21 protein-coding genes are annotated in these 17,730 nt (G+C 42.4%); 8 read left to right on the forward strand and 13 right to left on the reverse strand.

Translation table 11 applies throughout. The features are described from left to right. Positions 1 to 62 precede the first annotated feature (62 nt). The 3 genes from LF822_RS20345 to LF822_RS20355 all read right to left on the reverse strand — a co-directional run bounded on the left by LF822_RS20345 (position 63) and on the right by LF822_RS20355 (position 1,252). Positions 63 to 347 (reverse strand): iron-sulfur cluster assembly accessory protein, encoded by a 285-nt coding sequence (locus LF822_RS20345; RefSeq protein ID WP_253925932.1) that lies wholly within the window; start codon positions 345 to 347, stop codon positions 63 to 65. A gap of 129 nt (positions 348 to 476) precedes the next feature. Further along, complete coding sequence (locus LF822_RS20350; protein ID WP_253925933.1) at positions 477 to 896, reverse strand: organic hydroperoxide resistance protein; 420 nt, start codon at positions 894 to 896, stop codon at positions 477 to 479. A 71-nt stretch (positions 897 to 967) separates the two neighbouring features. Beyond that, complete coding sequence (locus LF822_RS20355) at positions 968 to 1,252, reverse strand: YkvA family protein (RefSeq protein ID WP_253925934.1); 285 nt, start codon at positions 1,250 to 1,252, stop codon at positions 968 to 970. A 114-nt stretch (positions 1,253 to 1,366) separates the two neighbouring features. Here LF822_RS20355 and LF822_RS20360 point away from each other — a divergent pair, with 114 nt between their 5' ends. Then, the gene (locus tag LF822_RS20360) at positions 1,367 to 1,906 is read left to right on the forward strand and encodes an NADPH-dependent FMN reductase (protein WP_253925935.1); all 540 of its coding nucleotides are present in this window, start codon (positions 1,367 to 1,369) and stop codon (positions 1,904 to 1,906) included. 98 nt (positions 1,907 to 2,004) lie between these two features. On the opposite strand, the gene LF822_RS20365 is transcribed toward LF822_RS20360, so the two are convergent. From LF822_RS20365 to LF822_RS20380, 4 genes are all read right to left on the reverse strand, one after another. Next, positions 2,005 to 2,658 carry a lytic transglycosylase domain-containing protein gene (locus LF822_RS20365; RefSeq protein ID WP_253925936.1) on the reverse strand — a complete coding sequence of 218 codons (654 nt, stop codon included), beginning with the start codon at positions 2,656 to 2,658 and terminating at the stop codon, positions 2,005 to 2,007. A 409-nt stretch (positions 2,659 to 3,067) separates the two neighbouring features. Then, positions 3,068 to 3,964, reverse strand: a complete 897-nt coding sequence (locus LF822_RS20370) for a diacylglycerol/lipid kinase family protein (RefSeq protein ID WP_253925937.1) — start codon at positions 3,962 to 3,964, stop codon at positions 3,068 to 3,070. Positions 3,965 to 3,983: 19 nt separating this feature from the next. Next, on the reverse strand, positions 3,984 to 4,439 hold the full coding sequence (locus LF822_RS20375; RefSeq protein ID WP_253925938.1) for a GNAT family N-acetyltransferase: 456 nt from the start codon (positions 4,437 to 4,439) through the stop codon (positions 3,984 to 3,986). A gap of 20 nt (positions 4,440 to 4,459) precedes the next feature. Then, entirely contained in the window at positions 4,460 to 4,726 is a 267-nt protein-coding gene (locus tag LF822_RS20380; RefSeq protein ID WP_253925939.1) for a GNAT family N-acetyltransferase, read from the reverse strand. 111 nt (positions 4,727 to 4,837) lie between these two features. Between LF822_RS20380 and LF822_RS20385 the strand changes: the two genes are divergently transcribed. After that, positions 4,838 to 5,620, forward strand: a complete 783-nt coding sequence (locus LF822_RS20385; protein ID WP_253925940.1) for a carbon-nitrogen family hydrolase — start codon at positions 4,838 to 4,840, stop codon at positions 5,618 to 5,620. A gap of 222 nt (positions 5,621 to 5,842) precedes the next feature. On the opposite strand, the gene LF822_RS20390 is transcribed toward LF822_RS20385, so the two are convergent. From LF822_RS20390 to LF822_RS20400, 3 genes are all read right to left on the reverse strand, one after another. Next, positions 5,843 to 6,928: a nitric oxide synthase oxygenase gene (locus LF822_RS20390; RefSeq protein WP_253925941.1), complete on the reverse strand. Its 1,086-nt coding sequence runs from the start codon at positions 6,926 to 6,928 to the stop codon at positions 5,843 to 5,845. Between the two features lie 302 nt (positions 6,929 to 7,230). After that, positions 7,231 to 7,437 (reverse strand): zinc ribbon domain-containing protein, encoded by a 207-nt coding sequence (locus tag LF822_RS20395; RefSeq protein ID WP_253925942.1) that lies wholly within the window; start codon positions 7,435 to 7,437, stop codon positions 7,231 to 7,233. A gap of 50 nt (positions 7,438 to 7,487) precedes the next feature. Further along, positions 7,488 to 8,819: a CoA-disulfide reductase gene (locus LF822_RS20400; RefSeq protein WP_253925943.1), complete on the reverse strand. Its 1,332-nt coding sequence runs from the start codon at positions 8,817 to 8,819 to the stop codon at positions 7,488 to 7,490. A 130-nt stretch (positions 8,820 to 8,949) separates the two neighbouring features. Here LF822_RS20400 and LF822_RS20405 point away from each other — a divergent pair, with 130 nt between their 5' ends. Then, a complete protein-coding gene (locus LF822_RS20405; RefSeq protein WP_253925944.1) occupies positions 8,950 to 10,143 on the forward strand; it encodes a pyridoxal phosphate-dependent aminotransferase in 1,194 nt (397 codons plus the stop codon). Positions 10,144 to 10,302: 159 nt separating this feature from the next. On the opposite strand, the gene LF822_RS20410 is transcribed toward LF822_RS20405, so the two are convergent. Beyond that, positions 10,303 to 11,757 carry an aldehyde dehydrogenase family protein gene (locus LF822_RS20410; protein WP_253925945.1) on the reverse strand — a complete coding sequence of 485 codons (1,455 nt, stop codon included), beginning with the start codon at positions 11,755 to 11,757 and terminating at the stop codon, positions 10,303 to 10,305. 75 nt (positions 11,758 to 11,832) lie between these two features. Next, entirely contained in the window at positions 11,833 to 12,276 is a 444-nt protein-coding gene (locus tag LF822_RS20415) for a GNAT family N-acetyltransferase (protein ID WP_253925946.1), read from the reverse strand. A 157-nt stretch (positions 12,277 to 12,433) separates the two neighbouring features. Between LF822_RS20415 and LF822_RS20420 the strand changes: the two genes are divergently transcribed. The 3 genes from LF822_RS20420 (at position 12,434) to LF822_RS20430 (ending at position 15,269) form a co-directional block, all read left to right on the forward strand. Then, on the forward strand, positions 12,434 to 13,822 hold the full coding sequence (locus tag LF822_RS20420) for a DUF2254 domain-containing protein (RefSeq protein WP_253925947.1): 1,389 nt from the start codon (positions 12,434 to 12,436) through the stop codon (positions 13,820 to 13,822). A gap of 240 nt (positions 13,823 to 14,062) precedes the next feature. Further along, positions 14,063 to 14,968: a cation diffusion facilitator family transporter gene (locus tag LF822_RS20425; RefSeq protein ID WP_253925948.1), complete on the forward strand. Its 906-nt coding sequence runs from the start codon at positions 14,063 to 14,065 to the stop codon at positions 14,966 to 14,968. Next, on the forward strand, positions 14,961 to 15,269 hold the full coding sequence (locus tag LF822_RS20430; RefSeq protein ID WP_253925949.1) for an ArsR/SmtB family transcription factor: 309 nt from the start codon (positions 14,961 to 14,963) through the stop codon (positions 15,267 to 15,269). The genes LF822_RS20425 and LF822_RS20430 overlap by 8 nt, the downstream gene beginning before the upstream one ends. A gap of 72 nt (positions 15,270 to 15,341) precedes the next feature. Here LF822_RS20430 and LF822_RS20435 read toward each other — a convergent pair whose 3' ends face one another. Continuing rightward, the gene (locus LF822_RS20435; RefSeq protein ID WP_253925950.1) at positions 15,342 to 15,767 is read right to left on the reverse strand and encodes a pyridoxamine 5'-phosphate oxidase family protein; all 426 of its coding nucleotides are present in this window, start codon (positions 15,765 to 15,767) and stop codon (positions 15,342 to 15,344) included. 209 nt (positions 15,768 to 15,976) lie between these two features. On the opposite strand from LF822_RS20435, the gene LF822_RS20440 reads away from it, so the two are divergent. Together LF822_RS20440 and LF822_RS20445 are read left to right on the forward strand one after the other, a co-directional pair. Further along, positions 15,977 to 16,702 carry a Bax inhibitor-1/YccA family protein gene (locus LF822_RS20440; protein ID WP_253925951.1) on the forward strand — a complete coding sequence of 242 codons (726 nt, stop codon included), beginning with the start codon at positions 15,977 to 15,979 and terminating at the stop codon, positions 16,700 to 16,702. A gap of 163 nt (positions 16,703 to 16,865) precedes the next feature. Beyond that, on the forward strand, positions 16,866 to 17,720 hold the full coding sequence (locus tag LF822_RS20445; RefSeq protein WP_253925952.1) for an alpha/beta fold hydrolase: 855 nt from the start codon (positions 16,866 to 16,868) through the stop codon (positions 17,718 to 17,720). The last annotated feature ends 10 nt before the right edge of the window (positions 17,721 to 17,730 follow it).

A 17,730-nucleotide genomic window follows, 5' to 3' on the forward strand; every position in this document is an offset into this window, starting at 1 on the left:
TTCTATACTAGCTGAATCCATTTCTTACGTAAACAAAGAACAGAACATCCATTCGCATCCCGTTAACAATCCTTTTCCGGCAGTCCAAGCATTTTAAATTTCGGTCCTTCCATCGTCTGCTTTCCGTCGAGCGTTAAGTTTTCTGTAAGGTGAAGAATTCTTCGGTCAACAGCCACCGGTACAGAGTTGATCCGTTCAAGCTCATCATCAGCTTCCGGATGGCCGATAGTTAAATCAATCTCAGGTTCTCCGCAGCCATATCCAGCAAAATACAGACGTAAGACGCCTTCTCCTGCGTCTTCAAGGATCTGGTTGATTAAATCCCGAGCCTCATTTGTAATTTTCATTAAAACCATTCCCCCTTTCACCTTGCTGTTCTTCTCTAGTATGAGGGCATCCGCGCATTTCTAGTAAAAATATGCTCAATGAAAACAAGCCCCCTTACTTAAAGGAGGCTTGTTCATTATATAAGAGGTTTATACAGCTGTTGCATTTAACTCCACGTCGATGTTGCCTCTTGTTGCTTTAGAATAAGGGCAGAAATCGTGCGCATCCTCTACAAGTTTTTCTGCTTCCTCCTGAGAAACACCTTTGACACTTACATTCAAAATTACACCAAGTTTAAACCCATTATCAGATTCATCTTTAATTAAGCTTACATCTGCTGTAGTTTCAGATTCAATGTCTTTGTTCTGCTTGCTGGCCATCAGGTTTAATGCTCCGTCGAAGCAGGCGGAGTAACCGGCTGCAAACAGCTGCTCCGGGTTTGAGCCTTCTTCATTGCTGTCGCCTCCAGGCATGACAAGATTTACGTCAACAATACCATCATCTGACTTAACGTGACCTTCGCGTCCGCCTTTAGCCGTTGCGTGTGAAGTAAACATTACGTTACTCATTATAATCACTCCTTGAGTTAATTAAATCATTCCACAAATAGTATGTACCTCAATTTCCATACCATTAAACCTTATCTATTTTCTTCAAATTCGAATTCTTCTTTAAGAGAAGCAGGTGCCATCTTTATAATTTGCTGCAGAATGAATGCTAAAACAGCAGCATCGTCAATAAATCCAATCAGTACAAGAAAGTCAGGAATCAAATCCCACGGAAAGACAACATATCCCAGCATTAATGCAATCGAAATAACTTTTTTATTTGTACTTACTTCCCGGGACCGAAAAAAGCGAATTAAAAAAGGAATTGATTTTTTCAAATTAGCTAAAAACTTAATTCTTCTCCACATTTTCAACATCGTTCTTTTCCCTGCCTTCCTGCTGTAACAATTGCTAAATCTGTACGTATGATTTAACATAATGAATGATAAGATTACGTGAACGCAACAACCTGTTAAAGAGGAGACCCCTTTATGAAAATTCTACTTCTAAACGGTACAATTGTCGGCACGAAAACAAAAACGTTACTATTTGAAATTGAAAAATATATAAGTAAACTTCCAGAGCAATACGATACTAAAATGATTAACCTGGAGGATTATGAACTTCAATTTGTCGACGGACGTCCCTTTGAACAATATAATGAAGATATGCGATATTTGATTGAAGAAATGGAACAAGCTGACGCCTACGTTATTTCGACTCCTATTTTTCAAGGTTCTATTCCCGGTACTTTAAAAAATATATTCGATGCTGTGTCTCCACTAGCTATGCGCCATAAGCCCGTTTCGATCGTAGCTAACGGCGGTACCCTGCAGCACCACCTCGTTATAGAAAATCAGCTTAAACCTATTCTAAACTATTTCCGCTGCCTGGTAACTCCAAACTATGTATATACTCACACTAATCATTTTTCCACCCAGGGTGAGTTAATCGATGAAGACGTACACAATCGGCTGCAGGAAATGACGCGGGTATTTCACCAGTACATTCAAATGAGTAAAGAGATTTAAACCGCCGCTTTCTTTTTTAGGGAAGAGGCTTTTTTTTGCTTTATCGGAATTCGATATAAAGAAATCCTCATGGAGCCCTTCCGGCCATGAGGATTTCTTTAACCTAATATTTTCCCTATGTAGTTCTGCGTTTCTTCAAACGGTGGAACTCCTCCATACTTATCTACGTTTCCGGGTCCTGCGTTGTAAGCAGCTAAAGCAAGCTTCTGATCACCGTTATAACGATCCATCATCTGCTTTAAATACTTCGTTCCGCCCATAACATTCTCCCTGGCATCGAAAGAATTCGTAATACCAAGCCCTTTAGCGGTTTCAGGCATAAGCTGCATTAACCCTTGAGCCCCAACCGGACTTACAGCATTCGGATTAAAATTTGATTCTGCCTGGACGACAGCCCGTACTAACGATTCGTCGACATCATTCACCCTGGCAGCTTCTTCAATAAGCTGCTCCAGTTCCTGATCTTCAACCTCTGCTTTTAAAGGTTGTTTATCAGAAGGAGACTGGTTATGTATAATTTGATCAGTGCTTGTGGGCTTAAACGCGTTGAAAGTCGTTAAATTCTCTCCGCCTTCCGCAGAATGATTGGACTGGAAAGACTGGGACGGAACAGTAGAAGTTAAAAACTGTTGCAATAAAGCTTGAAAAACATCCTCTCCACCACTTTGAGATGGTGTGCCGGCACTTGATTTACCGCCTAATAAAGACATGGTCTGCATTTGCATAGCATGACGAATTGCATTAAAATCCATCAGTTCACCTCTATGTTTTGAATAACTTAATTTTACAGTAAAACGAACACCTGCACAACTTATGAAAGGAATGAATTCAACCTTTTGTTAGTAGGAAATGACAGTAAAACCCAAAACTTGAGAAAGTTTTTTCATCACCCCACGATTTAAACGCTTTTCTTAAAAAACTTTTCCCAAAACCACACCCCCGCTTTCGATGATATAATAGTAGGAAGCAAAAGAGATTTCTCTTTTCTTGAATGTAATAATTCAAGGCATCTGGTCATATGTTCTCAAATCTTTAAAGAGTCTCTTTTGTCTCTAATGTCGAATCACCCTCTCTATTCTTTGTCGTGAGAATAGACCTGTAGATTTACGGCAGGCGAAACGTTCAGTCCTTGCCGTCCCCTTTATAGCAAAGGGGCTTTTTTTATTCGCTCCCATCCTCGCTTATAATTACTTCAATATGCCTCGGCCACACTTCCATTTCCACGGGAAGCGATCCGCCTTCCTCTCCGTCTACATTGGTATGAAGTTTCTCAGATGAGGAGACACGAATTTTTTCCGCTTTGAAATATTCAACGTCTTTATCCTCCTTTAACTGTCCGCGCAGTACTGAAGTAATGATTGAAGCCATACGAATCATCCCTACTTCTTTAACAACGTAACAATGAAGAACACCATCATTTACTTTCGCTTCCGGAGACAGCTTTTCAAAGCCAGCGGTCGATTTTGTTAAAGCGGCTAGAAATAAAAAAGATTCACCTTCCCACACTTTATCATCATGCTCGATACGCAGAGGATATGCGTTAGTTGAAGCCAGAGTCTTTGCTCCTTCCATTAGATAAGCAAGCGGACCGAACTTCGTCTTCTGATCCGTAGTCACTTCTGAAGTGGCTTCAGCAATCGCCCCTACAGCCACAATATTTACAAAAAAGCGGTCGTTAAACGTTCCTACATCCACTTTCTTCGTCCGGTCGGACCGCAGCGTAGCGACAGCCTGCTTAGGATCTAAAGGAAGATTTAAAGCTCTCGCAAAATCATTTACTGTGCCTAAAGGGATGATCGCTAATTTAGGCCGGTGCTCCTGATCGACCATCCCATTTATCGTTTCATTCAGCGTCCCGTCTCCGCCCAGCGAAACGACAAGACCGAATTCATCTTTACACGCTTCCACACAATATTTCGTAGCATCCAGCTCTTTCTCCGTCTGAACCGTGCTTACAACATAGCCTTTATCCTTTAAAATTGACTCAATCTCTTCAACGTAATCTAACGCTTCTTCCTTTCCAGAAGAAGGATTTACAATCAACATTGCCTTACTCAAGCTCATCATCTCCTTCACGCTAAACCAGAGGGTCCTTGTTGTCAGTCGACAGTTCTAAAGAATGAATAAATCCTTCCGCCTTCCCAACACCAGGAGGACTTGCCGCTTCGAAACGATCCACCTGTCTGCTGTCCAGCCACTGTGTCAGCCCTTTAACGAGCTTTGTCCCTATTCCTTCACGCCGGTAAAATTCATCGACAAAAATCTCTTCCATTCTCCCAATGCGAAGCGCACCCTGCTTAGTAACTACTCCGTAAACATAACCGACCACTTTTCCGCCTTCTTCGGCAACGAGAATACATTGACTCTCATCCTCAACAAACAAATGATCAGCCGCCCAGTCCTTTCTCTCTTTTAACAGCTTAGAACCAGCGGAGTGAGCAGAGTCCGCTACACCACACCTTGTAAACTCAATGGCATAGCGGGTAAAATGCATTAAATCTCTTTCGGCCGGTTTTCGAATGACAACCGTCATGCAGCATCCCCTCCTCATGATTAGAGTACGTCCCGAAAAGATTCATCATCCTCCAGTACCTGCTTAGCAAATGAACATACAGGATTAATTTTTTTGTTATATTTTCTCGCATACTCCGCTGCAAATTCTACCAGCTCGGTCGCCATCCCTTTTCCCTGCATAGGCGGAACAACGTGAGTATGCGTAATCGTTATGACTGAGTCCTCTTCTTCAAATTTCATTTCAGCCGCTGTCTCTCCACCTTCCTTAATATAAAAGCGTCCTTCTTCCTGTTGAATACGTGCCATTTTTCACTAACACCTGCCCTTCCCTCCCTTTATATACCCTTTGTTGAAGAAGGCTATGCTATGAATTCCTTAAATTCTTCTGTTAAAATAAAAAGAAAAAGAGGTGAAACGATGACAACTACCATTGCTATTATTCAGATGCATATCGAATTTGGTAAGCCGGAAACGAATCGCCAGCAAGCCATCCCCCGAATTAAGGAAGCCGTCTTAGAAGGAGCAGAAGTAATCGTCCTGCCTGAGCTCTGGACAACGGGCTATGACCTGAGCCGTTTTGACGAAATTGCTGAACCCATTGATGGCCCGACTCATCAACTGATGAGGGATCTCGCCCGACAGCATCACGTGACGATCACTGGATCCATCGCAGAGAAAGACCAGGGGCATTTTTATAATACACTAGTCGCTTACGACCCGGAAGGCCATCGTATATTAAAATATCGTAAAGCTCACCTCTTCCGTTTAATGAATGAAGAGAAATTTCTTCATTCCGGAAATCAAAAAGGAAACTTTACTTTGAATGACACGCTTGTCGCCGGTGTGATCTGCTATGACATCCGCTTCCCTGAATGGATCCGTACCCATATGCTGAATGGTGCGCGGGCACTATTTGTCGTTGCGGAATGGCCGAAGCCCAGAGTGGAGCATTGGAGAAATATTTTAATCAGCCGTGCCATTGAAAATCAAAGCTTTGTAATTGCCTGCAACCGTGTGGGAGCTGACGAGAATAATGAATTTGGCGGACATTCAATCGTAATTGATCCGTGGGGAAATGTCGTGGCTGAAGCCGGTAACAATGAAGAAATTTTATTATGTGATGTCGATTTCACAAGAGTAGAAGCCATACGAGAACAGATCCCGATTTTCCAGGACCGCCGACCCGACTTATACGAATAAAAAAACTTTTTCACATTTCAGCTAAATGAGAAACCCTTGTTTTCTCTTTTAGCTCGAAAGTGTAAACATTAGTGGCAGGATCAAGAGGAAAGGGTCTTAGGTAATAGATTACTAAACCAAGCGGCGACTAAGATGTGCTTTTCTACAAGGCTCCATGTTCGCTTTAACATAAATAATCCGAACTGATTTCTACAAAATCATTCGGATTATTTTATGTTTTATTCAGTTTTGTCCCGACCTCTTTCTATAGGGGGGCTTCTGGTAAAAGTAATTAGGGGTATCCATGCGGTTCTCAAATGATTGATGAAAAATCTTAGTCGCTGCCGGTGACACAGGAGGAATAAGCCATGTCCAATCTCCTGTCGCATCCCGTGAACATGTCTTCTCTTTTTCAAGAAATAATTGAAACTGCTCAGCAGCACTGTGATGATCCACAATACTTACCTTATCCGTTTTATATGAATAAAGGACGGCTTGATTTAGTTCAATTAAGGCACGATCCTTCCACAGTATTGTATTTCTGCGTGTGTTAAGCCCCATTCCTTCCGCTACGGCCGGCAGCATGTTGTAGCGGAAGGAATCGGCTAAATTACGAGCCCCTATTTCTGTTTCCATGTACCATCCGTTAAAAGGAGCGGCTGTATAGTCGATACCGCCGATTTCCAGACGCATATCAGAAATGATCGGAACGGCATACCACTTCAGCTGCAGGTCCTTAAACCAGTCAAATTCTGGATGGCGCAGTTGAACTTCAAGTACTTTTTCTAAAGGAATCTCAAACCACTTCGGCTGGGCTTCGCCAATTTGAATAACGAGAGGAAGGATATCAAAGGAACCGCCGCCTCCTTTCCATCCAAGCTGCCGGCAGAAATTCGTAAATTCAATTGAAGCAGGATCACCTATGACGCCTGCAGGTTCATCATAACCTGCATAGCGGATCAACTGATGGTTCCAGACACGTACTCGCTCCCCCCCTAATTGAGGCGGGAAAATAGTAATTGCTGATCGGATTCTGCCTTCGTTCGTAGCATAGTCGATGTGCTCCAAAAGCCCTTCATATATATCGTCCTCATTCTTCACGCTGCGTTGGTCTACCACGTGTAAGCTTTCCCAAAACAGCCGTCCGATACATCGGTTACTGTTCCGCCAGGCAGCCTTCGCTCCAAATTCGAGTTCTTCATAAGTGTGCTCATATGTACCGGTCTGCTCAATAGCTGTCTTAACTTCCTGTAATCTGCTGTCTATATTGAAAGGTTTATCTAACTCTGTATAACATTGACGTATAAAGTCTTCTGCCTTTTTCCACATATCTATTCAACCCTCTCATCACTTGCTTTGCCCTTATATACTATCACAACTAACAGAGTGCCGACGTTTCTTAAAATCCTTTTTTTGATAGAAGAATCACTAGACAAATTGACGGCTGAACTTTCTTACACGGCTCCATACTTCAATGGTCCCGAAAACCTATTACAATCAAACGAAACAAACAAAACGCCGACTCCTGCTGGGCGAGCAGAGGGGGAAGGTCCCGCAAACCGCGGAAACTGCCCGTCCTGCCCCGCTTCGAAGCGGCGCTTTTCACCAGCATGAAATATTGTGGAGATGACTTACCCTCCAAAGAAAAAATCAAAAATATTACTGGCTTTAGAAGCTTCTTTGTTATAAAACTCTGAGTAGCCGCAGTTTTTGCAGAAGACGACTGTAAATTGGTTGCTTTGAACATCGAACATTTTAGATAATCCAGTTCCGGTCATCGCCACATCTTTCGAATCCGCATCCTTGCTGCCGCATTTTATACATCCTTGTTCGCTCATGGTAAAAAACCTCCTTATTTACTCCTTACGATTGAAGGCTGCTATACGTTTCACTTTGCTTTTCTGGCTGCCTGCTGAACAGGGTCCCAGACGCTGTTAAAAGGCGGAGCGTATGCTAAATCTAATTCAATCAAACGGTCCACTGACATCTGGTGATAGAGAGCAGTTGCCAAGACATCAACCCTTTTATCCACCCCTTCTTTCCCTATGATCTGCCCTCCTAATAACGCCCGCGTTTTCTCATGATAAAGGAGTTTGACCTTCATAGTACCTTCTTTTGAGTAATACCCGGCAGCATGTGTGGAGTCGATAGTAACTGTTTTATAAGGAATACCTTCCTGTTCAGCCTCCCGGGAAGAGATTCCCGTACGCCCGAGTGACAAACTAAAGAATTTTAGAATAGAAGTCCCTACAATTCCCGAAAAGCTGGTGTGTTTATTGACGATATTTAATCCAGCAATCTGACCTTGTTTATTGGCATGAGTGCCAAGCGGTACATAATCGTGACGTTCTTTTATACGATGATATTGGGTGGCGCAGTCCCCGGCAGCATAAATATCCATGATGCTTGTTTCCATAAAACCATTTACTTGAATCGCATCATTATAGCTTTTGTAAATGCCGGTTCCTTCTAAAAAAGAAGTGTTAGGTGTAACCCCTGCGGAAATAAGCACATGATCCGCTTCATAACGTCCTTTGTCCGTTAGGATACATTCCACCCGCTCTCCTCCTTCAAAACCTTCTACCGATTCGTTAAGTAACAGCGACACGCCGTTCTTTTCTGCTTCTTCATGCACAAGAGACGACATGTCTTCATCGAAAATTTTAGCGAGCTGAGAACCACGGTCAATAATGCGGACGTTTTTGCCCAGGCTGACTAAATTCTCTGCCATTTCCAGTCCTATGTAACCCCCTCCAATAATTGAAACGTCTTGAACGTTCTGATTTAAGTCCCTCACGATCGCTTCTGCATCAGGAATCGTCTTTAAAGGAAATATGCCTTGCAGCTGTATTCCTTCCCACGGCGGCATAACCGGGTCTGCGCCTGTAGCGACCAGCAGACGGTCATAATGTTCCTCAAATCCATCCCCGCTCGCATGATTAATGCCGTGTACCACTTTGTGATCACAATCCACACGGGTGACCTCGTGAAGCACCCTCGCGTCAATGCCATACTTTTCGCGAAATGTTTCAGGTGTCCTTGCGATGAGGTCATCCGTAGACTCTACCTCCCCGCCAATAACGTAAGGGAGACCGCACTGACCATAAGAATAGACTTCCCCTCTCTCAAGGGCGATGACTTCATGACCCTCGCTGTTTCGTACAATCTGCATGGCAGCACTCATTCCTGCAGCATCTCCACCTATAATAATAATCTTCATTCTTTATCACATCCTTCCTATTAGTTATACCCCAAAGCAAAGGATGACAAAAACCCCTCTTTACAAATGATTAAGAGCACGTTAGTATGAATTATTAAACTTTTCAAAAAATAAACAAAAGGAGGATTCTATGAAGGAGTTCCAGCAATCCGAGGCTTTACAGCGCTTACCTGACCAATTCTTTGCCAAGCTCGTTAAAAAGCTTCATACATATCAGCAGCAGGGGCGAGATTTAATTAATCTCGGCCAGGGCAACCCTGACCAGCCTACCCCCGATCACATTGTCAAATCCCTGCAGCAGGCTGCAGAGAACCCCGTCAATCATAAGTACTCTCCTTTTCAAGGATTTGACCATTTAAAGGAAGCTGTGGCCACTTACTATAAACGGGAGTACGATGTAGATGTTGATCCCGATCAGGAAGTTGCCGTCCTGTTCGGCAGTAAAGCCGGACTGGTTGAATTGAGTCAATGCTTTTTAAATACTGGTGATGTCGCGCTTGTACCTGACCCGGGTTATCCCGATTACTGGTCGGGAGTGGCGCTTGCAGATGGTGTAATGGAGCCTCTCCCTTTACTTGAGGAGAACGGCTTCCTTCCTAATTACGGAGATATTGAGGAAGAGACATTAAATAAGGCGAAGCTTATGTTTCTCAATTATCCAAATAACCCGACATCGGCGGTTGCGAATCGAGCTTTCTTTGAAGAGACAGTTGAGATAGCTGATCAACATGATATTTGCGTAGTTCATGACTTTGCCTATGGAGCGATTGGATTTGATGGAGATAAACCTTTAAGCTTTCTTCAAGTCCCCGGTGCAAAAAATGTAGGTGTTGAAATCTATACAATGTCAAAAACCTTCAACATGGCCGGGTGGCGTATCGCTTTTGCCGTCGGCAATCCAAGCGTCGTTCAAGCGCTTGAATTAATTCAGGATCACTATTATGTCAGTTTGTTTGGCGCCGTCCAGGATGCCGCTGCTGATGCGCTGCTAGGGTCCCAGGACTGTGTGGATAACATTAAAGATATGTATGAACGAAGAAGGAACATATTAGCTACAGGTCTGCAGGAAGCGGGATATGAGTTCACGCCATGCAAAGGCTCTTTCTTTATGTGGTTGAAAGCTCCTGAAGGGTACTCCTCAGAATCATTTGCAGACGAATTGCTTGATAAAGTTGGTTTATTTACTGCCCCAGGCATCGGATTTGGAGAATATGGTGAATCGTACGTGCGGATCGGCTTAAATAACTCAGAAGAAAGTCTATTAGATGCCGTTAAAAGGTTTAAAGCTTTTAAAAAAGAACATGTAAAAAAACCGGAGCAGTAAAGGCTCCGGTTTTTCCAGTTTGTTGAGAAACCATCGATTTCTCTTTCATCTTGAAAGTGTGTACACATTTCTTGCAGGATGAGCAGACAGGAGAAACCCCTGTTCCTTTTCTCTAGATTCTAATAGAGGAACCATAGATACCATGTGTACATTCATCAATTAAAATGGAAATTCTCTATACCCGTTCATGACTCCTATCCATTTCACGGTTGTGAACTTTTCTAAAGCCCATTCTCCCCCAAATCGGCCGATCCCGGACTCTTTTTCACCGCCAAAGGCGACATGAGCTTCGTCATTTACAGATTGATCGTTAATATGAATCATTCCTGTCTCTATCCGCTTCGCCACTTCTACACCACGGTGAATGTCTTCGGTAAACACTGAACCACTTAACCCGTAATGGGAGTTGTTCGCTTCCTTCACCGCTTCCTCTTCACTGCCTGCTTTAATAATGGAAGCCACGGGACCAAACATTTCATGCTCGGCTGCCGGCATATCACTGGTCACTCCCGTTAAGATGGTCGGCTGCATGATATTACCTTCAGCCTCTCCTCCGGTTAAAATCGACGCTCCCTGCTCGACACTTTTTTCTATATCCTCTTGAATCCGTTTTACTGCCTCGTGATTAATAAGTGGTCCAACAACGCTTTCTTTCTCAGATGGATCGCCAAATTTTAAGCTTTCCACCTTTTCTTTAAAAGCGGAAACAAATTCATCGTGAACTTGTTCATGCACAATAATCCGATTAACCGCCATGCAGATTTGACCCTGATGCAGGTATTTGCCAAAAGCTGCAGCCTGTACAGCCTTATCTATATTCGCATCTTCAAGAACAATCATAGCGTTATTACCGCCAAGCTCAAGAGCTGTATCCTTGATATGCCTTCCGGCTAGTTCACCGATATGACTTCCTACCTCTGTTGAACCAGTAAACGAAATAAGCTTCACGGAGGGGTGAGTGACAAAGACATCACCGATTTCCGATCCTCTTCCTACCACTACGTTACATACGCCTTTAGGAAATCCAGCTTCTTCAAATAACTCTGCTATAAATAATCCTGAAGTTACCGGAGTTTCAGAAGCTGGCTTAACGACTACTGTATTTCCAGTGGCTATCGCAGGTGCAATTGAACGCATCGCTAAATGAAAAGGAAAGTTCCATGGACCGATGACACCAATGACGCCTTTTGGTGAACGGTACACTCTGTTCTCTTTCCCCTTAGTATTTGAAGGGAGGATCTGTCCATTCATCCTTGTAGGAAATGAAGCGGATTCTTTAATAATCCCGAGTGCTGCCTGATATTCCACTTCAGCTTTCACAATCGTGCTCCCTGCTTCTTTAACAAGCCAGTCCACAATTTCGTCCTTGCGCTTCTCTACAACTTTCACCAGCTCTTCAAAATAAGACTGAACTTCGGCCGGTGTAAACACCTTCCATTCTTGCTGGGCTTTCTCAGCTGCCTGATAAGCTCTGTCTAAATCCTCTTCACTGGCGGAAGGTATATTGGAAAGAGTTTGATTTGTATAGGGGTTTACGTTTTCAACCATTTTTTCGCTGGAGCCTGACTGCCATTCTCCATTTATATATTGCTTCATAAATGTTTGTGGACTCATTATTGAAACCTCCATGTGTATCGTAGTCACACGGGTATTTTCCACTTTTGTCTTTACTTGAAACCTTTAGAGTCACTATCTAATTTCCATTAGCATATCCACATGTGGAATATCATCTTCTAAATACACTTCTGATACTTCTTTAAAACCAAAAGAACCGTAAAATGCACGCAGGTATTCCTGACCATGCAGCGAGATGGACGGGGCGTGAATCTCGTTTTTTAAAAAACTGATCGCCCGATTCATTAATTCCCTCCCTGCTCCCGATCCTCTTGCAGCCTCGGTAACGAGAACTCGTCCAATAGAATAGTGTCCGCTTTCGTTTTCCGGCGGGACAATACGGCAGTATGCTTCGATTCTTCCTCCGCGCTCTTTCCACATATGTAAGCACTCATCATCTCTTCCATCAATTTCGGGATAGGGGCACTCCTGCTCCACTACAAATACTTGAACGCGCAATTGAAGGATGGAGTACAGTTCATGCTTCGTCAATTCTTCAAATGTTTTTCTTACCCACATCTTTTTCTCCCTCTTTTCGTTAAATTGAACTTAATAACACTATACAAAATTTCTATAAAAAACCAACTATTTTTTTATTGTCATACAGTTTAAAAAGGCACGGTCAGGGTATATTACGTCTAGCAAAATTATATTAATATAAGGAGGTCTCTTGTTCATGTTCCTAAATTTTCTCCCTGTAGAAATTCGTAAATATTTCCGCATGTCGAGACGGCAGCGAAAGCATGAAATGCAGATGACATTATGGTACATGCCTGCTGTATACATTTTAATATCTATTGTACTAGTTGCTGTTACTTTATTTTTAGACCTCCAAATCGGGCTGGAAGAGGCCGCCCCTAAAATGCTGCAAATTGAAGTTTCAGTAACGAGGACCCTCGTAAGTACGTTAATTGGCGGTATTTTGACACTCAGCGCCTTTACGTTAAACTCTCTACTTGTCGTACTCACAACCTTCAGCGGCCAGTTCTCACCGCGTATGCTGTTAAACTTTGTATCTGACCGTCAGACCCAGCACGCTCTTGGAATATTTAACGGCAGCTTCGTTTATGTATTGCTTGCCTTTTTATTTATCGGGAATGCTTCCTCAGATACAGTCTTTGTTGCTACACCTGTAATTACCGTTATTCTGGCATTTACTACAGCTGTCGTGTTTATCTATTTCATAAACCACGCCACCACATGGATGCAGGTTCATAACATTACGTATACGATGAAGAATGTCTCTAAAAAGATTATCAATGATACCCTGCGTAAGGATCTGGATGAGCACCGGACGGAGGAACCTGGAGATTTAAAGGATGAAGAACGAAAAGACCAGCACCATGTATTGGCCCGGGAATCAGGTTACTTGCAGACAGTGGATTATAATAGAATGATCTCAGAAGCGAGGAAAAACGATATTATCATTCAGTTACATTTCCAGGTCGGTGATTATATACTTGCTGGAAATGAATTCTTCAGCTTTTGGGGACCAGGGGCCGGAGAAATAGAAGAGTCAAACTACTACGCTATGTTTGAGTTAGGACATAAGGAAACTGAAATTCAAGATTTACAAATGGGGATGCACAAACTGGCTGAGATAGCAATTAAAGCCATCGGAAATAATGACCCAAAAACGGCTTCAAACACGATCCATCAAATGGCCGAGCTCATGCTCAGCGTAGACAGCTATATCACTTTCACCCCTTACCTTGCAGATGACCAAAAACAAGTCCGCGTTATTCTCAAGGAAGAGACCTTTGATTATTACTTGTACCGAGGATTTGGCTTTATTCGTCATTACGCAAAAGATAACCATTTAATCATTACCGATATCATTTCGTCTCTGGCTAAAGTAGCCGAGTCCATTGATGTCTCAAAACATGATAAACTTTGGGAGTTTGCATGCAATACCATGGATCATATAGAGACTGAGGTCATCTATGAGCTCGATAAAACCTTTTTACTGCGTGAAATTTATAATTTAGCTAAAGTAACGGAGCACTTGAATGAATACCCTCGTATAGAATCTAAATTTTATCCTAATGCTAATGAAAACACATAATTAAAATCAGGCTGTCGAGAAAGTAGACAGCCTGATTTATTTTTTTTGATTAAATTATTTTCTTATGCGTTGTTTCTTTGGAACACCTCCGTTTAAATTCACCTCGCTTTCTCCAGCCTAATTATTCCTGTCACTTTCTCCTCTTCACTTCTAAATTTTTTATTCATTGACACCAAATTAAATTTTCCTTACTATTATATATGTACATATAATCATATATTGAAATAAGGAGGTGCTTTTATGGGGCATCATCATCACCACGACCATACAACGGGAAACATAAAAGTAGCATTCTTTTTAAATCTCAGCTTTACAATTATCGAGCTTATAGGCGGCATACTCACAAACAGTATGGCCATTATTTCAGACGCACTGCATGACCTGGGAGACTCCCTGTCGCTGGGGCTGGCCTGGTTTTTGCAAAGATTCTCTAAGAAAGGGAAAACGCATCATTTCTCCTTTGGGTTTAAACGGTTCTCTCTCCTCGCTGCGCTGATAAACAGCGTTGTGTTGGTGGCCGGCTCGATCTTTATTCTCTCAGAAGCAATTCCTAGACTTATGGATCCTGAACAGCCGCATACGTTAGGTATGATGGGACTTGCGGTACTAGGTGTTCTTGTAAATGGAGCGGCTGTCCTCAGACTTAAGGGCGGCGAATCAATAAATCAGAAGGTAATGACGTGGCATTTACTCGAAGATGTACTGGGCTGGGTCGCTGTCTTTATCGTCAGTGTCGTAATGACTTTTATTGATTTACCGATTCTTGACCCACTTGCTTCAATTGCCATAACGTTATACATTCTTTATAACGTTATTGTGAACCTAATCAAAACGATGAGGTTATTCCTTGAGGGCGTACCAGAAAATATTGATCTCGACGGGATCATTGAGAAGATTAATGCACTGCCAAGGATTCAATCGACTCATCATACCCATTTATGGTCACTTGATGGAGAGCATCATGCGTTTTCCACACACGTGGTCGTACCTTCATCCTCAACTAAAGAAGAGGTGTGTGCCATTAAAGACGACGTTAAAGAAGTCATCAATCCCATTCACCTTGACCATATTACGATAGAAATTGAATATGAAGACGAATACTGCGCAATGCTGGAACAAGACGAAGGAGGCACAGAGCATGGATGATTCTTATACGAAAGAACTTGATGAAGAAACGTTGTTTGTTGTCACTCAGACATTTAAAGCTTTATCCGACCACACTCGTGTGCGTATTCTGAATTTACTTTTTGAGAAAGAATACAGTGTGAATGAAATAGCGGAAAGCTTAAACCTGCGCCAGTCGACGGTCTCCCACCAACTGCGTTTCTTAAAAAACCTGCGCCTGGTGAAATACCGCCGTGAGGGAACCACCATTTATTATTCTCATGATGATGAGCATGTGATCAACGTCCTTCAGCAGATGATCCAGCACGCCCTGCACCATTAGGTGAAACCTTATAATTTAACGAAAAGTCCATTCAAAAAGGCTGCCTCACACTCAGGCATCCTTTTTTTGCTTTTATAATTCCAATGTTTCGGGTGTATTGTCTCCTGCATTCATAAGACGAATACTTTCAGGATAAATTTCAAGTACGATATAATCTGGATCCCCTTTACTCGTAAACCAGCGCTCCATTTGTTCACTCCAGAGCCAATCCTTAATCTTCTGATCTTCACGGATCTTCGCCTGTCCTTCAACTTCTAAATAGGAATCCCCTAAACCTTCACCTTCATAACCGATTAAAATATGAACATTAGGGTTCTCCTCTATTTCTTCAGCCTTGTGCGTTTCTTTATGAGTCGGGGTATAAAATGTAAATTCATCGTCATTGGAAAAAGTCATATACCTCGTGTGCGGCTTGCCGTTTTTAACGGTAGCCAGTGTACCAATTTTATGTCGGTCCATAATATTATAAATTTTCTTTTTGAGTTCTTGCTGGTCCACTTCCATTCTCCTTTCAGTTTATAAACTTGTTCTTAGTTTTCCTGTTGAAACGGAAATATAAACATTAGATTGTGTAAAGAGGTTCCCTCCATTCCATTTGATACTCCACCGTCACTTTCTACAAAAAATAGATATCGCTAGGATGAAAGAGTTTACATAAGTTACACTACGGACAGGAAAGAGAAGTTTATTTGGAGGAGTTGTCTATAATGAGAACCGGAAATCCCGTGCTTAGCAGCGAAGCCTTCAAGCGTTCCTCTGGCTCAAGCCGTACAATGACAATGGCAGGTACGGTTTTTAAAACAAGCTTATTGTTACTATTTTTATTAGGCACCGCCATTTACACATGGTATCAATATTACCAGGGCATAGACATTACGATGATGGTCATCATTGGAGCCGCTGGAAGCTTTGTCGTCGCGTTAATCACTGTTTTTGTTAAGAAGGCAGCCCCCTTAACTGCACCGTTGTACGCAGCGCTTGAAGGGTTTCTTCTGGGAGGTATCTCCTCATTCGCTGAAGCCAGCTATCCTGGTATAGTTATTCAGGCTGCAGCCCTGACATTTGCAGTAATGGGCGGACTTCTTATGCTCTATGCGACACGCATTATTAAAGTTACACATAAACTTCGATTAATGATCGTTTCGGCGACCCTTGGAATCTTCATTGTATATGTAGTTAATATTGTATTGAGGCTCTTCTTTCAAACTGAAGTGCCTTATCTTCACTCAAGTGGAGCTGTCGGTATAGGGATCAGTGTATTTATCGTGGCTGTTGCAGCTCTTAATCTCGTCCTGGACTTTGATTTCATTGAAAGAGGGGCAAAACGAGGAGCACCCAAATATATGGAATGGTATGGAGCGTTTGGCTTAATCGTTACATTAGCGTGGCTGTACATTGAAATTCTACGTCTGCTGCGAAAAATACGACGTTAAAAGTCCATCAATAGCCCCGCCAATACCAACACGGTCTTCACAAAAAATACTGCCAAAACACACCAACATATTTACGTAATATTTGTAACATAATTGAAACATTAACTTTATTTTTGCTTCAATTTGTATTAAAATGTAGGAAGATGCTTTTGGGAGGACCACTATGCTCGACAAATTATATACAAACAAAAAAAAGTTTATAACCATCATGATTTTATCTTTCGTCCTGGGCGGGTCACTCTTTTTCATTAACTCCACTCCTACTCGTTCAGAGAAACCAACTGAGATGACTCCAACGATCTTTGTCCATGGATTTAAAGGCGGTCCGGCTTCATTTAATACAATGCTGGACCGGTTTGAAGACAATAAATGGGGCAATAAACGAATGGTCGTTTATGTGAGTCCAACTGGGGACGTTCGGGTGCGTGGCGGTATTCCCCATACTATGAACCCGTTTATTCAAGTTATCTTTGGAAATAACCGGGCCAGTGTAGCTGATCAGACGAATTGGATGCAGTCCATTATGTCCCGTCTAAAACAAGATTACGCGATCGATCAAGTAAACTTAGTTGGGCATTCTATGGGCGGTCTGGCTTCGACCAACTTCCTGTTAAATAATCAGGAGAACGATTATCCTGAAGTAAACAAACTGGTAACAATCGGCAGTCCTTTTCTAGGGATTGGTCAGAATGATTATTTCACAATGAACTCGGGAGAAGCTACAGTGGATTTACAGATTGAATCTAACGCCTTAACCACGATGATTAACAGCAAGGAGAACTTTGACGAAGATGTGCAGGCCTTGTCGATTGCCGGAATCATTAATGAAGAAGCGCCCATAGAAGAACGATGGGACGGCCTTGTAACCGAACAGAGTGCCCATGGTTTAAATAATATCGTCCCAGAAGAAAACTACTACAATGAAACATTTATAGATGCAAACTCCACTCACTCAGGACTTCATGAGCACACAGGGGTCGATCAGACCGTGGCCGAATTTCTGTGGAGCATTCATTAATAACAGACGC

The sequence above is a fragment of the Halobacillus sp. A5 genome, from assembly GCF_024189315.1.
GTDB lineage: Bacteria > Bacillota > Bacilli > Bacillales > Halobacillaceae > Halobacillus_A.